13 protein-coding genes are annotated in these 16,914 nt (G+C 45.0%); 9 read left to right on the top strand and 4 right to left on the bottom strand.

Annotation, left to right across the window (positions count from 1 at the left end):
• Positions 1-11: 11 nt before the first annotated feature.
• Positions 12-1,100, top strand: coding sequence for a DUF262 domain-containing protein (locus tag MKY75_RS17765; protein WP_164964584.1), 1,089 nt, complete (start codon positions 12-14; stop codon positions 1,098-1,100).
• Between the two features lie 349 nt (positions 1,101-1,449).
• Here the strand turns inward: MKY75_RS17765 and MKY75_RS25620 are convergent, their stop codons facing one another.
• A complete protein-coding gene (locus tag MKY75_RS25620) occupies positions 1,450-1,593 on the bottom strand; it encodes an IS3 family transposase (RefSeq protein WP_425312629.1) in 144 nt (47 codons plus the stop codon).
• Positions 1,594-2,272: 679 nt separating this feature from the next.
• On the opposite strand from MKY75_RS25620, the gene MKY75_RS17760 reads away from it, so the two are divergent.
• From MKY75_RS17760 to MKY75_RS17730, 7 genes are all read left to right on the top strand, one after another.
• A complete protein-coding gene (locus MKY75_RS17760; RefSeq protein ID WP_185156361.1) occupies positions 2,273-2,578 on the top strand; it encodes a hypothetical protein in 306 nt (101 codons plus the stop codon).
• A 404-nt stretch (positions 2,579-2,982) separates the two neighbouring features.
• Positions 2,983-4,377, top strand: a complete 1,395-nt coding sequence (locus MKY75_RS17755) for a TldD/PmbA family protein (protein ID WP_165149686.1) — start codon at positions 2,983-2,985, stop codon at positions 4,375-4,377.
• A 2-nt stretch (positions 4,378-4,379) separates the two neighbouring features.
• Positions 4,380-5,723: a TldD/PmbA family protein gene (locus MKY75_RS17750; protein ID WP_165149688.1), complete on the top strand. Its 1,344-nt coding sequence runs from the start codon at positions 4,380-4,382 to the stop codon at positions 5,721-5,723.
• A gap of 216 nt (positions 5,724-5,939) precedes the next feature.
• Entirely contained in the window at positions 5,940-7,331 is a 1,392-nt protein-coding gene (gene thrC / locus MKY75_RS17745) for a threonine synthase (protein WP_165149690.1), read from the top strand.
• 381 nt (positions 7,332-7,712) lie between these two features.
• Positions 7,713-9,089, top strand: coding sequence for an NADP-specific glutamate dehydrogenase (gene gdhA, locus MKY75_RS17740; protein WP_165149692.1), 1,377 nt, complete (start codon positions 7,713-7,715; stop codon positions 9,087-9,089).
• 283 nt (positions 9,090-9,372) lie between these two features.
• The gene (locus MKY75_RS17735) at positions 9,373-9,765 is read left to right on the top strand and encodes a MarR family winged helix-turn-helix transcriptional regulator (protein ID WP_029515555.1); all 393 of its coding nucleotides are present in this window, start codon (positions 9,373-9,375) and stop codon (positions 9,763-9,765) included.
• A gap of 51 nt (positions 9,766-9,816) precedes the next feature.
• Positions 9,817-10,470, top strand: coding sequence for a nitroreductase family protein (locus tag MKY75_RS17730; protein ID WP_069010473.1), 654 nt, complete (start codon positions 9,817-9,819; stop codon positions 10,468-10,470).
• Between the two features lie 143 nt (positions 10,471-10,613).
• Here the strand turns inward: MKY75_RS17730 and MKY75_RS17725 are convergent, their stop codons facing one another.
• The 3 genes from MKY75_RS17725 to MKY75_RS17715 all read right to left on the bottom strand — a co-directional run bounded on the left by MKY75_RS17725 (position 10,614) and on the right by MKY75_RS17715 (position 14,608).
• The gene (locus tag MKY75_RS17725) at positions 10,614-11,771 is read right to left on the bottom strand and encodes a VanZ family protein (protein ID WP_165149694.1); all 1,158 of its coding nucleotides are present in this window, start codon (positions 11,769-11,771) and stop codon (positions 10,614-10,616) included.
• A 7-nt stretch (positions 11,772-11,778) separates the two neighbouring features.
• A complete protein-coding gene (locus MKY75_RS17720) occupies positions 11,779-13,122 on the bottom strand; it encodes an amino acid permease (protein ID WP_165149696.1) in 1,344 nt (447 codons plus the stop codon).
• Positions 13,123-13,303: 181 nt separating this feature from the next.
• Positions 13,304-14,608, bottom strand: coding sequence for a VWA domain-containing protein (locus MKY75_RS17715; RefSeq protein WP_165149698.1), 1,305 nt, complete (start codon positions 14,606-14,608; stop codon positions 13,304-13,306).
• Positions 14,609-14,787: 179 nt separating this feature from the next.
• Here MKY75_RS17715 and MKY75_RS17710 point away from each other — a divergent pair, with 179 nt between their 5' ends.
• Positions 14,788-16,782, top strand: coding sequence for an AraC family transcriptional regulator (locus MKY75_RS17710; RefSeq protein WP_340886131.1), 1,995 nt, complete (start codon positions 14,788-14,790; stop codon positions 16,780-16,782).
• The last annotated feature ends 132 nt before the right edge of the window (positions 16,783-16,914 follow it).

The raw sequence follows: 16,914 nt of genomic DNA, 5'->3' as shown, positions 1-16,914 counted from the left end.
GGGGCTAAAAGATGTTTGAAATAATACCTGCTAGAAGTGAGTCTAATCAATCAATATTAGACTGGTATAGAAGAAAGGAACAAATTGACTTTGATCCTCCTTATCAGAGAGTAAGTGGACTGTGGGATGTAAATGCAAGACAACTGTTTATTGATTCAATAATTAACGGATATGATGTTCCTAAATTCTATGTTCATAAACCATGGAACTTAAATGATAAATATCTCTACTCAATTATTGACGGTAAACAAAGATTGCAATGTATTTTTGATTTTATTGAGAATAAATTTCCCCTTTCTAAAGACTTTACTTTAGATGACGTGGAATCTGGAGATATATCAGGGAAAAGCTATGATTATCTAGCGGTAAATTATCCTAAAATAGTTGATCGTTTAGATAGATACACTCTAGACGTAGTTCAAATAATAACCAACGATGAAGAAAAGATTAGGGAATTATTCTTACGACTAAATGAAGGGATTGCATTAAATAATTCTGAGAAAAGGCTTGCTAAAGAAGGATATCTTAACAGGGAAATAAAACTTATTGTATCAAGACATAGTTTCTTTAGTATGCTACGGTTTAAAAATTCTAGGTTTTCATATGAGGAACTTCTTACAAAACTTTTATTGTTAGAATATAGTGATGTCTTGTCTTCGCTTACTAAAACCAATCTAGATAAATTTGTAGAAACATTTAAAATTCAAAAAGAAGAGATAGATAAAGTGATACTTAGAACTATAAGTGGACTTAAACTTATGAGCGTAATATTCCAGGGGATAGAAGATTTATTAACACAAAAAACGACTATACCAATTTATTATTTATTTATTAGAGATAATTGGGACAAAAATCCAGAAAAGTTGAGAAAATTTATATATAGTTTTGAGAAGATTAAAATGAATAATCGGAAGATGAGCTTCGAACGATTAAATCCTATATTAAATGAATATGATAGGTTAAATCAACAAGGCGCAAACTCATTAAATGCAATAAAAGAAAGATTATCTATATTAAAACAATATTATAATATTTATAAACGCCAAGGTTTTGTTGATGAATTAACCTTAATTGATTCTCATGAGTTAGAATGGGAATAAATTTAAAAATATTAATTTTATATCTATTATTTCAATTTTATAAAAGAACGCAAGTTGTTTCTTAGAATGGGTTTAAATAAAATTAAATCGGAATATTTGTAGTTGTAGATTTTAGAGATCTAAAACTTGTTATTATTTCAGAGGCAGTGCAGTATTTTCTATACGAAATTTCAAATGGAAGATGGTTAGTATGTGTATATGATTTATCTAACTCATCATCATTGTCTATATTTTCCCTTAGCTTAAGTATGAGTGTAGAAAGTGCTTATTCAATTCAAAATAAAAGCCTGACATCCGTAAAGGGGGGGGACCCCCTATTTGTGAGGCAGAGACCAAAATACCTTACAAATTACGCAGCCAGCCGTCGGAAACCCATCGGTGACTGGTAATTTAGTTTCGCTTGAATATGAGTTGAGATATAGTAGGTAATATATTCTCGAACCCGTTCATACAACGATTGCCGTTGTTGACAAGTTAGGCATCGAGATAGAATGTTTCAGACTTAAGTGTAGAAATGAAACAATTCGATGGGGGCATTATCAGCGGGCGTTCCATGTCAGAGATGCTAAAGGTATTGCCTTATCCTTTGACTGCCTTCTGGTAGGTCTGAGATATGTGCACACTACCTTGATCCTTTATAAGGATCATATGCTAGGTGAACTTGGAAGTTGGTGCAACTTATCCAAAATAAAAGACTTGTCTTGTTTACCTGCTATACTCTAAGTCTCACAATCTCACTGTTATATAAGTCCAAGATGCTCGATAAGTACAAGGTTTTCCCGCCGAATGGAAGATACGTAATCACTTTTGTTGCCATAGCAAAAACATCACCAAAGTTCTCCCATATCTTGAGACATAGGGCATTCTCTTAAAGATATTTTATTTTAACCCAGCCTATGAGGTCAGTTCTAAGTTTTGTAGTCGTAAGGATAGATCGTATCGGGGGTGTTCTCACTGATTACCCAGCATATGTGAAGTATTGCATGTTTACTGTACAAGGGTTTTGAGTATCATAAGTTTATTCTTTATTTTCTCCCGATATTTTCCGTCCTAATTCTTCCATCCTGAATTGCTCTCTAGGTCGCTCACTATTATTCTCTCATTGTTACGTATCTACGTACCACATCCGTCATCATCCTTTGCTACACTTTGAATAAAAAGGAGATGATAACTTGGATACCCAACCCAAGATACTAAAGAGCGTGGAACATACAAACCCATCTGAAAATACGGCTGAGCAATATGAAAGTTTGGTACAGCAGGAAGACGAACACATAGAGAGACTTAAAACATGCACAAAGCTCATTTGGGATGCGCTAGCTATCATTTCTCAAAAGGCAAGTGTACTGCACATGGAAACCGTCAAAGAAGCGGCCGATCATCTTCATATCATGGAACTGGATTTACGAAGAGAACTGTTTAAAGTTCGTTTGAAAAAAAGTATTTTGGCGAACAGAATGAAGCAAACCCAAACATAGCAGCGGAGGGGGCGGAATCGTTCTGAAGAAGCGCAGCGTTCGCCTTTAAACCCGGATTTTTACCGCTAAAATATAATCAAAAAAAATCTGGGGCAACAGCGATCGGAAGAATGATCCGTCTACGTAGCGGCCTCATATGCACTTACTTGCTCAATCCACCCAGTAATCAAAACGCTCAAAAACCCGACATGACCCTTCTCGGTCTGATCGGGTTTTCTCATTTCAATCCCTCCCTCCCCCGCGCATAAATCTTCACTCCCCCCGCAATCACCCTACGCCCAGATAGTTACACCCACTCCCAACATCATGTATAGTAAAGTTATGGGAAATAAACATGAACCCGCATATGATCTTGATCGCTTAGACGTACAATATGTAACATGGCAAAAACGAGGAGGAACGTGATGATACATCCAACACAGATTCAGGATATGCTGCAAGCCGCGCTGGAGACAGGCGGAGACTTTGCAGAGGTGTTCGTCGAGGACCGCACCAATGGACAATTGGGTATGACTGGGGGCGTCGTGGATACGGCGCTGTCGGGCCGGGATTTTGGGATTGGCATTCGGATCATGAAGGAGCACTTTTCGGTGTATGCGTACACCAGTGATATGAGCGAACAGAGCCTGATCAGACTGGCCAAATCGGCTGCCAAGGCTATTCGTGGCGGTGGAGCACCAGGTACACACACGATTACACTTCATCCCCATGTCATCCCTAACCAACATCCAATTGCGATCATCCCTGACGGTTCACAGAAACGTGCCAAGATCGACATGATGAGACGGGCGCATGAGGCGGCAAGCCAATACGATCCTTCCATCACGCAAACCTCTGTTGGGATTAGCAACTCGATCCAGAACATCTTAATCGCCAATAGCAACGGGCTGCTGGTGGAGGATACCCGCACGTATACACGCATGAGAATAAGCGCCATTGCGACTGATGGGGAGCATAGACAATCCGGGTTCCGTGGGCCGGGAGCGTATGCTGGGACTGAATTTCTGGAGAACCTGAATATCGAAGAAAATGCCAGACACGCCGCTCGGATTGCGTCCACAATGGTCAAAGCGGGATATGCGCCTAGTGGCAGACTGCCTGTCGTAATTGAGAACGGCTTCGGCGGCGTTCTTTTCCACGAGGCGTGTGGGCATGGGCTGGAATCTACGGCAGTGGCCCATGGAACCTCCGTGTTTGCCAATAAGATCGGGCAGCAGGTGGCTTCACCGCTCGTTACAGCTATAGATGATGGAACGATTCCAAATGCGTGGGGCTCGCTCAATATCGATGATGAAGGAGCGTCGACACAGCGCAACGTACTGATCGAGAACGGCATTTTAAAAGGATATCTGATTGACCGCATGGGCTCGCGCCAGATGGGTGTACCTGCGACAGGGTCAGGACGAAGACAGTCCTATAAATTCGCGCCTGCATCTCGTATGAACAATACGTTCATTGCGAATGGCGAGTCTACCCGTGAAGAGATCATTGCCAATACAGAGTACGGGATCTATGCCAAATCGCTGGGCGGTGGTTCGGTGAATACCTCGACGAGCGAGTTTAATTTTGCAGTCGAAGAGGCTTATATGATTCGCAATGGTAAAATTGCCGAGCCGGTCAAAGGCGCAACGTTGATCGGCAAAGGGATTGAAACCCTGCAAAATATTGATATGGTCGGCAACAATCTGGATCATGGTCAGGGGATGTGCGGCTCGGTTAGTGGAAGTCTTCCGGTGAACTGCGGACAACCGACGATTCGAGTATCCGAAATGACCGTCGGCGGACGAAAGGGGGAATAGCGATGAATATTCAGCAATTTCAGGAAGCGTTGTTCGCGAAAGGTCGGGAAATGGGCTACGCGGATATGGAAATCTACTATGTAAATGGAAGTTCTACCTCGGTGAAGGTACTGAAGGGAGAAATTGACCAATATACCATCGTTGAAAATGGCGGACTTTCCTTCCGTGGTGTCATTAACGGCAAAATGGGCTATGCCTCTACGGAGAAGCTGGAACCGGATGTGATCGACTTCTTATTGGAAGAAGCACGCAGCAACGCGGACATATTGGAGAGCGAGGAGCAGGATGAGCTGTTTGCAGGCTCTGAGAGCTACCCTGAGCAGCCTGCTTATGCCTCAACGCTGGCTGACACAGTTCCTGAGATTCTAATCGAAGCGGCGCTAGAAATGGAGCGTACAGCGCTTGCCGCAGACCCACGGATTGTGATGGCTCGGCATTGCTCGGTCAGCATTCGTGAGAATGAGGTCCTGATTGTGAATACCAAAGGACTGCACTGCCATCGTCACAAAAGTCTGGCGACCGCTTATGTGTATGTGATTGCAGCAGACCAAGGTGAGACCGTTACCGGGGGTTGGCATGATTATTCCCTGCGGAGCGTGGAGGAAATCGATATTGTGGATGTGGCGCATAAAGCCGTAAAAGAGGCGGTTTCCAAGCTGGGTGCGCACACGATCCAATCGGATAACTATCCAGTCATTTTCCGTCATGATGCAGCAGCGCAATTGCTGGCTGCGTATACGTCGGTATTTTCTGCGGAGTCGGTGGATAAAGGCTTTTCACGCTTGGCTGGGAAACTGGGACAAAAGGTGGCAAGCGAACATATCACACTGATTGATGATCCGCTAATGGAGAATGTTCCGGCAGGCAGCACGTTTGACGCGGAAGGCAGTGCGACCCGCCGCAACGAGATCATCAAGGATGGAGAACTGCGGACGTATTTCCATAACCGCAAGACGGCCCGTAAGGCTGGGGTGGAGAGTACCTCTCATGCTTCCAAAGGCAGCTATAACGGTAAAATCGGGGTGTCGTATCATAATCTGTACGTGGCTCCAGGCGCGTCTTCGTTGGAAGACATGATTCGCAAGATGGATCGCGGGCTGATGATCGTTGAGCTGCAAGGGCTGCATGCAGGTACGAATACGGCGTCCGGTAATTTTTCGCTGGCTTGTCTGGGCTACTGGATTGAGCAGGGGCAAGTGGTCAGAGCGGTTAATCAAATTACCGTATCGGGCAACTTCTTTGACGTACTACAGCAGGTAGAGGAAGTGGGCAACGATTTGCGTTTTACAGGAAGCTGCACATCTCCTTCGCTCAAGCTGGCTGCACTCTCGATTTCAGGCTCCTAATGGCTGAAGCAGCCTGCTTTTTTTCAGACTTACGACCTGTTCCTGACGTTCTGATTGTCTAGCAATGATAGATGCCTGATGCATCGGGGTATGGTAAAGTAGGAGAAAGTCTTTAAAATATGAAAAAAAGGCTTGGTTACAGCACCGCGACAGGGTATTATAGACAATAATATATTCGAAAAAAGGTTCGAATTGAATTTTTATTGGGGGATGTATATGAGATATATAAGCACTAGAGGTCGAGTAGAAGCCAAGGGATTTATTGATACTGTGCTCATGGGGTTAGCTGACGATGGAGGTCTAATGGTACCGGAGCAGATTCCGACCGTGTCGGCAGCTACTTTGGAGCAATGGGCGACATTGAGCTACAGAGAGCTGCTGCTGGAAGTTTTTGCGCTGTATATCAATGATGAGATTCCTCGTGAAGATTTGGAGCAGCTGGTAGAGCGCAGTTATGCAAGCTTCCGCCATCCAGAAGTTACGCCAGTGAAGAAGATCAACGATTCCCTATCTATTTTGGAGCTGTTCCACGGGCCTACGTTCGCGTTCAAGGATGTGGCGCTACAATTCATGGGGGAATTTTATTCCTACGTGTCCAAAAAGCAGAATGAAATCATTCACATTTTGGGTGCAACCTCGGGCGATACCGGGGCAGCAGCGATTCAGGGCGTGCGCGGCAAGGAAGGAATTAAAATCTGTATTTTGCACCCACACCAAAAGGTGAGCAAGGTACAAGAGCTGCAAATGACGACGGTAGACGATGAGAATGTACTGAATCTGTCCGTAAAAGGGAACTTTGATGATTGTCAAAAGGTCATTAAGGACCTGTTTGCCGATCTGGATTTCAAAGCCAAACATCATTTGCGGGCGATTAACTCAATTAACTTTGTGCGCATTTTGGCGCAAACCGTATATTACTTCTATGCTTATTTCCGGGCACAGGAGTCTGCGGGTACGAAGAAGATCAATGTCAGCGTGCCATCCGGCAACTTTGGCAATATCTTTTCCGGCTTTCTTGCGAAGAAAATGGGTCTGCCCATCCATAAGCTGATCATTGCCACGAACGAAAATAATATTTTGGAGCGCTTCGTGAAGACTGGCGAATACCAACCGGGCGATTTCAAAAGCACATACAGTCCTTCCATGGACATTCAGGTGGCAAGCAATTTCGAAAGATACCTGTACTACTTCCTCGGGGAGGATGCGGCCAAGGTATCTGAATACATGGATAAGCTCAAAACCGAGGGACGGATTGTGATCGGTGCAGAGGATTTGAAGCGTGTCCAGCAGGATTTTGAAGCGCTGGGTGCTTCGAATGAGCAGTGTCTGGAGCTGATCAAAAAATACAAAGCCGAGTACGATTATTTGCTCGACCCGCATACAGCTTGTGGTATTGCCGCGTATGAGGCGTATAATGGCGCAGACGAAGTATGTGTGACCTTTGCAACAGCACATCCGGCCAAATTCGATGAAGCGATCCGTCTGGTGGACATCAAGCAGGAGTTCCCGGCGCCAATTGAACAATTGTTCTCCAAGCCGCAGCATCAGCAGGTGGTAGAGCATGACGAAGCAGAAATTGTGCGTCAGCTTGAAGCCTTTTATGTGTAACAGAATGGGAAAAGAGGCTACGCCCTGTGCGCAGCCTCTTTTTTTATATCCATATTTTCCAGATATGATGTATGTATTAGTTTGAATTTGTTCACATTATAATGCCATATAGAGTAAGGTGTTTGGGCCTTAGAAATCGTGAAAAAAGCCCGTAAATCAAGGGATTTAGCTTCAGGAAACTAACAGGCAATGAGAGGTTCATAGAGTTATTTAATGAAGGATACAAAAATCTTTTATAGGCGAATTTGCTGTATTATTATAAAAAATCATGTATAGTTAACTAAATTTTATGAATACATAAGGTTCCACTCTCAAAGGTGCAGAATCAAGTCGTTCCGTCATTTAACAGAGGGGCTAATTATAAAAGGGGTGTATTAAGTAATGACCATGATCCGTCCAGAGCAGAGTCAACAAGCAGCAGCCGAATATGTGCAGTCCGTTTTTGAGAAGGTTATCGCGCGCAATCCTCATGAGAATGAATTCCATCAGGCCGTCAAGGAAATATTGGATTCGCTAATTCCGGTATTGGCTAAGCACCCTAAGTATATGCAGCAGGGGCTTTTGGAACGGCTAGTGGAGCCGGAGCGGGTCATTACCTTCCGAGTACCTTGGGTGGATGATGCGGGGGTTGTACAGGTCAATCGTGGCTTCCGTGTGCAGTTTAACAGTGCGATAGGGCCTTATAAAGGTGGACTTCGCTTCCATCCGTCTGTCTATCTGGGAATCGTCAAGTTTTTGGGTTTTGAGCAGATTTTCAAAAATGCATTGACGGGTCTTCCCATTGGTGGTGGTAAAGGCGGCTCAGATTTTGATCCCAAAGGGAAATCAGATAACGAAGTGATGCGTTTTACACAAAGCTTCATGACGGAATTGTATAAATATATTGGTCCAGATGCCGACGTTCCGGCAGGGGATATTGGTGTAGGCGGACGTGAGATTGGCTATATGTTCGGGCAGTACAAGCGGATTCGCGGAGGACATGAAGGCGGCGTCCTAACGGGCAAAGGAATTCATTACGGAGGCAGTCTCACACGTACGGAAGCGACCGGCTACGGTTGTGTGTATTTTGTAAACGAGATGCTGCAGGCTCAGGGATCGTCCTTTGAAGGAAAGCGTGTCGTCGTGTCGGGATCGGGGAATGTATCCATTTATGCGATTGAAAAAGCACAGCAACTCGGTGCTACAGTGGTGGCATGTAGTGACTCGAATGGCTACATCTATGATCCAGACGGTATCGATCTGCAGCTGGTGAAGCAGCTGAAAGAAGTGAACCGTCTGCGGATTAGCGAGTATACGCAAGAACGTCCAGGCGCAATCTATACAGAAGGCTGTTCGGGGATCTGGTCGATCCCATGCGACATCGCACTGCCATGCGCCACTCAGAATGAAATTGACGAGCAGGCAGCCCAATTGCTGGTAAGCAATGGCGTAAAAGCTATAGGCGAAGGTGCCAATATGCCATCCTCGTTACAGGCCATTGAAGTGTTTTTGGACAATGGAGTTCTGTTTGGGCCAGCCAAAGCTGCCAATGCAGGTGGAGTAGCCGTGTCGGCGCTCGAAATGTCACAAAACAGCATGCGTCTGTCTTGGACCTTTGAGGAAGTGGATGCCAAGCTGCATGATATTATGAAAAATATCTATGCTAACAGCGTAAAGGCGGCTGAGGAATACGGCGTGCCGGGCAATCTGGTTGTCGGAGCCAATATCGCAGGATTTGTGCGTGTGGCTGATGCTATGCTGTCTCACGGGATTATCTAACTCAACGGCACAACTCCTTATCTCTATTGTACAATGATTGAATAACCTAGCTAATAAAAGCAATATTGAAGCTGAGCGACTCTGTGTGAGTCGCTCAGCTTTAATTTGGAATGAGACACTTTATTTTTATCAGGGACTTGATTTATTTTTAAAGAGGATGTATATTACTTGATAGATCAATAATTGATGGATCAAAGGTTGGATCATGAAGCCCAGCGATATGCTTAAGGGAGGAGAGATTGATATCACCCAGACACCATCCGAGCCTGAGTATATTTTTGACATGCTGTTGTTGCTGAACAAGCAGATTAGCTCCAAGTTTGAGCGTTGTGCAGGAGTCAGCGCATCCAGATTGCAACTATTGTGCAAGTTGTATCAAGTGAAGGAAATCAGTCAAACTCTGTTGCAAAAAGAGGTTGGCATTGACGCTGCAGCCGTAACACGCCATTTGAAACAACTGGAAGCGACAGAAATGGTCACTCGACGCACAAAGCCAGAGGACAACAGGGTTACCTTGGTAAGCCTGACCGATTATGGGCGTGCACGCATTGTCATCTTTAAGCAGGAGCGTTCACAGTTTGTAGCTCAGATGCTACAGAGCTTCGACGAGACCCAGCGGCACCAGCTAGCTGATATGCTGCAAGTGATGAATAGTCATATATCCGATATGGACTGACAACATTTTTTTAACATTACTATACCCACAGAGGGATAAGGAGAGATTGGAATGAATAATACGAATACATCCAGTACTGTAAAAACGAATGATTTTAAAGAAATCGCCCTGGGACGCCGTTCGGTAAAAGTATACGATCCGTCCGTGAAGATCAGCCGTGAGGAAATGACTGAGATTTTGACAGAAGCTACACGCGCACCATCTTCCATTAACCTGCAACCTTGGCGTTTCCTCGTCATTGACAGCCCTGAAGGTAAAGCCACACTGGCACCATTGGCCCGTTTCAACCAACGTCAAGTGGAGACATCTTCGGCAGTGATCGCTGTGTTTGGAGATTTGAACAACTTTGATAATTTCGAACAAATTTTCGGAGAAGCTGTAGAACTGGGCTATATGCCAAAAGACATTAAAGAAATGCAACAGGAAAAAGTAGCAGCTCACTTTGCAGCGCTTGATCCCGTTGTGAACAAAGAAACGGTCCTGATCGACGGTGGTTTGGTATCCATGCAGCTTATGCTGGTGGCGCGCGCTCATGGATACGACACCAACGCTATCGGCGGTTATGAGAAGGATCAAATTGCTGAAGCCTTTGGTCTGGACAAAGATCGTTATGTCCCTGTTATGCTCATTTCCATGGGTAAAGGAATCAACGATGGTCATCCTTCCACACGTTTACCTATTGATCAAATTGCACAGTGGAAATAAGTTAAGTTATATCTATATGCAACATAAAAATATACGCAAAATAAAAACAGGCGGAGCAAAGGCACATCCCTTTGCTTCGCCTGTTTTTTTATTCGCCAGGATGCAATGCAGATCCGGGGCTTGATGACGTGTCGATCCTCTGGTTATTTTTGTACTATATTCGCTCCCGACGTCTGTGTTGGGTCAGCGGGGTCATTCTGAGTAGGATGGTAGCGCTTGGGCCATATAATCTGGTGCGAAGTATGACTAAGCTCCTCATAAAATAACGGTGCTTTCTTGAATAGGCGTATGACTAGATGGAAAAAGAACCATCCGTTCATCACCAACAGCACAAGGCTGATCATAACATTTATCCAAGGAGACAGATGAGATCCCAGTACAGATCCACCTAGTACGTAATTAAGTCCAAAATACAACCAATACAAGAGACTGTAGCGCTTAATGAGCTCCCACAGGGCAACTCTTTTTCCTCTCCCTATCAGATGAATGCGTACCAGCCACTTCCCCGGAGTTCGTCCATTTGTCAGGTAAGGAACCACCATAAAGTAAATTCCACTGGAAACCCAGAAAGCAGCAGATACATGCATGGACTCCATAATGCTGAGCAACCCTGCCCAAAGGATAGAATCCACGAAAAAGGCAACACCCCGTCGGGTATAGGACACCCGTTTGGTCGTAATGTCCAAATGCTTGTCCAGATGCTCCAAGCGAGGCAGGAAGCGTGAAAACCATTCGCCTAATAGAAAGCCTAGCATACCGCCCAATGTATTAGCCAGCAGATCGTCCACATCGAATACACGATACGCATGGTCAAAAAATCCATATAATCCTGTCAGCTGTGTCACCTCAAAGAAGAGGGACAGGGTGAAAGACAGAATCAGACACCATCCCCATCGTGCACGGAAATAATAACGTAAGAACATACCGAAAGGCATGGTCATCACAACGTTAAAAACGACTTGTAGAAAGGCACGCTCCTTCAGCAAATGAACATAGCTGGAGGGATGAGCGGGTGAGACGGATGTTTCTCTTATAATGTCTTGAACGAACTGCAAGGGCATTAACTGCAACGCTCCCCCGGTTAATGCAGCATTATGACGCGATGCCGGAAGCGGTAATATGACCAGAAAGAAGGCGTTCATCAAGTATAAAAGCATCAGGTAAAGCAGCCATGCTCTAGCCTTGTGAATATAGCCATGCCTGCGATATTGCACGATTAGGAAAGGCAGTGTGAACAATAACGCAGCAAAAGGAAACGCAAGAAAGGCATATGAAACAGGAAACAGGTACGATTGAATCATGTGCTGCTTACGCCTGCTTTCTCCGGAACTTCACCAAAGACCAAATGACCAGAAATACCATGAAAGCCACGCACACGCTAATGCTGATGCGATTTTGCGGGTCAAGCAAGAATAGAACCGCGATTATCCATAGGCATCCCACTGTAATCGCCGTTACATAAGGGAATCCCCATATCTTGAAAGTAGGCTCCACTGGATAAGATTTGCGCAATTTCAATTGGGACAGACAAATGCAGCTCCAGACGAGCAGCACGACGAAGCCCGGCACAGCCATCAAAATACGGAACAGCCCGTCCTGAGCGATATAAGCAACCATGGAACCGACAATCAGGACTACAGCGCAGAATTTGAGACTATTCACTGGAACCCCATTAGAAGATACGCGAGCGAGTGATTTAGGACCTTCTCCATTGACCGCCAACGAATGCAGCATACGTGTAGCCCCGTAAATCCCCGAATTGGCGGCAGACAGTACAGCAGTGATCAGAATAAAGTTCATGACATGAGCCGAGCCTTGAAGCCCTACAGAAGACAATACCTGTACAAACGGACTGGTATTCGTATCCAGTTGGTTCCAGGGAATCAAGCCACAAATAATGAGAATGGGCAACGTGTAGAACAGAACAACGCGAAGAATGAAGCTTTTAACCACTTTAGGCAGCACCTTTTCCGGGTTTTCTGTCTCCGTCAACGTCAGTCCAATCAGCTCGGACCCTCCGTATGAAAAGGTAACGACCAGCAGCGCTGAAAAGATAGCCAACCAGCCATTGGGTAGAAATCCGCCGTGCTGCACATAGTTGCTTAGATAAGGTGGAGTTTCAGTGTGAATAATCCCGAACAGTATACAGCCACCCAAGGCGATGAAGATAATAATCATGGCTATCTTAATACCCGCAAGCCAAAATTCCAGCTCCCCTAAACCGCCGACACTCAGCATGTTGACGACAATAATGAAAGCCGCACTCACTAAACTGAGTACCCATAGAGGGACATCTGGCAACCAATATTGCAGGAAACTTCCCGCAGCAATGACCTCAATGATACAGACGGCCAGCCACATGAAGCAATACAACCAGCCGATAATAAAGGACAGTCGTTCTCCAAAAGCTTTGCGAATAAAATCCTTCATATTCATGTTGGGATAGACGGTAGCCATCTCGGCAATTGCGCCCATAACGACCAAGAGCAGGAGTCCAGCGAAGACATAGGATAGAATAACACCTGGTCCCGCCAAGCTAATCGTTTCGGTGCTTCCTTTAAAAATACCCGTCCCGATGACTCCACCCATAGCCATAAAGGTAATATGCCGTGGGAGCAGCTTTTTGTGCAAAGTTGCTTCATTTGATTTCAATATGAAATCCTCCTTCATATAATGTATAGCTTCAGCATGGCCCAAACAGGCTTACTTCAATTAGACTTATACTACATGAAAATATCCAATTAGGAAATGAAAGAAATAGGATCTGGTAGGGAGATTGAAATCGATAGAGGACAAACTGAAGAAAATCGCGTATTATACAAGCTTCTAGGAGCTAGCTTCGTAATATTTTCTTAGCTCGTACCTTTTTAAGCCATCCAGGGAACTCGTTCAGTAGACGGTCGTATAATTCGCTGTCCGTCACCGAGTCGAAGTCATCCAAGGCAAAGAAATCAGCATTATCCACTACGCGGCCGCGCATCTTATCCAACTTTCGAAGAATTCCGTAATCGGCTTTACCAAGACCTACAAATTGCCAGAAAATCGGAGTGCTTGAGCTTTTAATCAGCAGCTGTTCTATTTTTTTTTGTTCATAAATACCTCCATCACTAAAAAAGATAATGTAGGTCGGGATCATGTCGTTGGGATCTTCTTTTGTGTATTTAAGTATGATATCCTTCATGACTTCTGGCTCGTTATTGCCCCACCCCAGCTCACTATCTTCACTAGGCTCAGCATAATTCCTATGAATGTAATTCTCGAAATTCCTCTCTGTGACGCTTGGAGCACGCTTGGCTTTGTCCGCAAAAAACCATACATCCATTTCACCATCGTCATCCATACAGGCGGCTACAGCCAACACACGTTCGCAGGCTTTTTGCACAGTCCCACCCGTGTACAATTTGAACATAGAAATAGAAGCATCGAATACAACCGCTACACGTGCTTTTTCACGGTCTATTTTTTTCTTTTTCAGTGAAAATTGTACATTCTGCTTGTGCAGATTAATTCTTGCGTTAATGGGGGCAGTCTCTTTTCCGCCAGCTTTAGCACCTACCGCGCTTAAGATCGCCGATGTAGGGATGTTCATCTGAACGGTATCCACTGGCGATTCCGTTTCCTCCACGGTCACACCATGAGCTTCGGCAAGCGGCTTTAGTCCTCCGTTGAAACCACGCCCAACTGCGCGAAGCTTGAAGCCAGACGTATGACGATACACTTCTGCCAGCACAAGCGATGTCTCACTGGTGGCTTCGGTGATGCTGTAGGTGATATGGGATTGCTTGCCTTGAGCAGTAACTGAGCAGCCGACCACATCGGCAAAAGTACCTGGGCCGTCCAGTGTGGCCGCAAACACACATTTTTCCACCCCGGTTCGTTCCAGTTCCTGGAGCGCTACAGTAAACTCAGTGGTTCTGTCATTTGGACGCTGTAACCGTACATGGCCGTGCGGGTCAGCGGGTTGATTGTAAAAAACGAAATAGTCATCTGAGGAAACCTTTCCGTCTGCTCCTACCATAAAACAGCTAACATCCAGTTCGGCAGGTGCATGCTTCCATGTAATGGTGACCCGCACTGTATCTTCCTTACCGAATGGTGCATTAGCTCCTGTACTCAATGCAACGTTGGGACCGCTCATGCTGTCAAACCCCCTATGTATTTTAAATCTTGTATTATACAAATTGTACCATGGAAATGGTATATTCACTTTGTTTCGTGCAGGAATATTTGTCTCATGGTAGACGCAGTAAAAGATGATATATAATGAGGTTGGTTTGGATACAAAGTATGATATTTATGAAGCGGAGGCCTTGACAAGTGAAGCAGGACCGGAAAAAGCAGACAGGTTCCCACACCGGGACGAGTAAGGAGCATGAGGCTGACGAGCTGAACGAGCTGCTGTCCTTATGGCTCCACTCGTCGATCCGTGTCATGGATGTCCGGCATATTCGACTGGAGCCAGAAGAGTTGCTTCAACCGTATCGTCTTCCAGCGCAGGCTTTTGTATTTGTATTGCAGGGTAGCGTGCGTTTGGATGGTGATTGGAAGGATACGCCACATTCAGGGTACGTACTGCATGGCAGCAAAGGCTTTGTACTGAATATGAAACCCTCGCAATGCGGGATTGAATATATCCTTGTACTATATAAAGCGACTTCACTATCGGGACATACGGTGTATAATCATCCTTCGATAGTTCATGGTTTTTCACCGCCTTATCCGGTTATACTGTATCAAAAGCTTCAACTACTGAAGTACGCATGGCAGGATCAAGAGGCGCTATCCAAGATTCAGGCTCAGGGTCGGTTCTATGATTTTGCATATGAATGTATGAGGCAATTGCAGGAACCGAAGGCTCGAACTTCTGCGCGGGGTATCGTGACACAGGCCATTCGATTTATGCAGGATTGTTACGCGGAGTCCATTACGCTGGAACGTTTGGCCGGATTATTGGAATGTAGTCCGCGGCACCTGACCCGGTTATTTAAAAAACAAACAGACTGTAGCCCGATTACGTACTTGATTCAACTGCGAATGGACAAGGCGAAGGAGCTTTTGCGGAAGACGGATGCCACTTTACAGGATATTGCTGTCAGTGTGGGGTACCCGGATGTCTATTTCTTTAGCCGAGCATTCAAAAAATATACTGGCGTATCCCCGGTTCACTATCGGGACAGCCTATATTCATCTGCTTTTATGGGAGATACACGTCTAGATAATCCATTGAGCATGTCCGAATGTTCCATTGATTCGATAAGTGGCGCCCTGCATACTGGTATTGAGGATAATAATCATTATCAAAATTATGATGAAGGGATTTTACGAATGAATAGAAACGCAAAGCATTCCATGGCATTTATTTTATTGCTTAGTTTTACCCTGCTGCTCAGCGCGTGCTCAGACACATCCAGTCCTACGGCAACCGATGGTGCTTCGCAAGGGAACAATAATACATCAGCGGAACCAACATCACAGGAAAGGGTGCTGAAGGATGCACTCGGGCATGAGGTGAAGATTCCGGCTCAGCCTCAACGTGTGATCGCTTCTTATCTGGAGGATCATCTGGTGGCGTTGGGTGTTAAACCGGTAGCCCAATGGTCGGTGGGTAAAAATTCAGTTCAAGCTTACCTGCAAAAAGAACTGAAGGATGTTCCTACCATCGCTTCAGATCTTCCGTTTGAGGCGGTTCTGAACTTCAAGCCTGATTTGATCATTATGGACAGTGCGAGCATGGTGGAAGGCGACAAATATAATCAATACTCTAAAATTGCTCCAACCTACGTGGTAGGCAGTAATATGAACAATGATTGGCGTCAAGAGCTGCTGACCGTGGGTGAGGTGCTGAATAAGAGCAATGAAGCGAAGCAGGCATTGAGCAACTACGACAAAAAAGCAGCAGAGGCTAAAGCCAAGCTGAGTCAGACGGTGGGACAAAAAACTGCGGCGGCATTATGGGTAACGGATAAAAACGTGTATGTCGTAAACCAGAATCTATCCAGCGGTGATGTATTGTATAAGGATTTGGGATTCAAGATTCCACAAGTCGTACAGGAGATTTCCAAAACGGCTAAGGCGAACTGGAGTAATTTATCGCTGGAGAAGCTGGCCGAGCTGGATGCGGATTATGTCTTTATCGTGAACAGCAAAAACGTAAGTAAAGAAGATATTGTAAAAGATCCTGTATGGGCGGGAATTCCAGCCGTTAAAGAAGGCAATGTATACGATTTTGGCAAGGATTCCAGCTGGTTGTATACAGGTACAATTGCAAACAGTCAAATGATTGACGATGTTCTGAAAAATGTAACTAAGTAATGTAACTTAATAAACTAGATTATAATAAAACAGCGCTATTCTCACTTAACGGCAGAGGCCACAGTAGGAGAGCGCTGTTTTGTCTTTTTAATTCCGTATGGACTCTTGCCGTGCAATCCGGTTTTATAATAA

It is taken from the genome of Paenibacillus sp. FSL L8-0663 (assembly GCF_038008125.1).
Lineage (GTDB): Bacteria > Bacillota > Bacilli > Paenibacillales > Paenibacillaceae > Paenibacillus > Paenibacillus polymyxa_D.
Note: the sequence above shows the minus strand (reverse complement) of the source record. Positions and strands in the feature narration are given on the sequence as shown.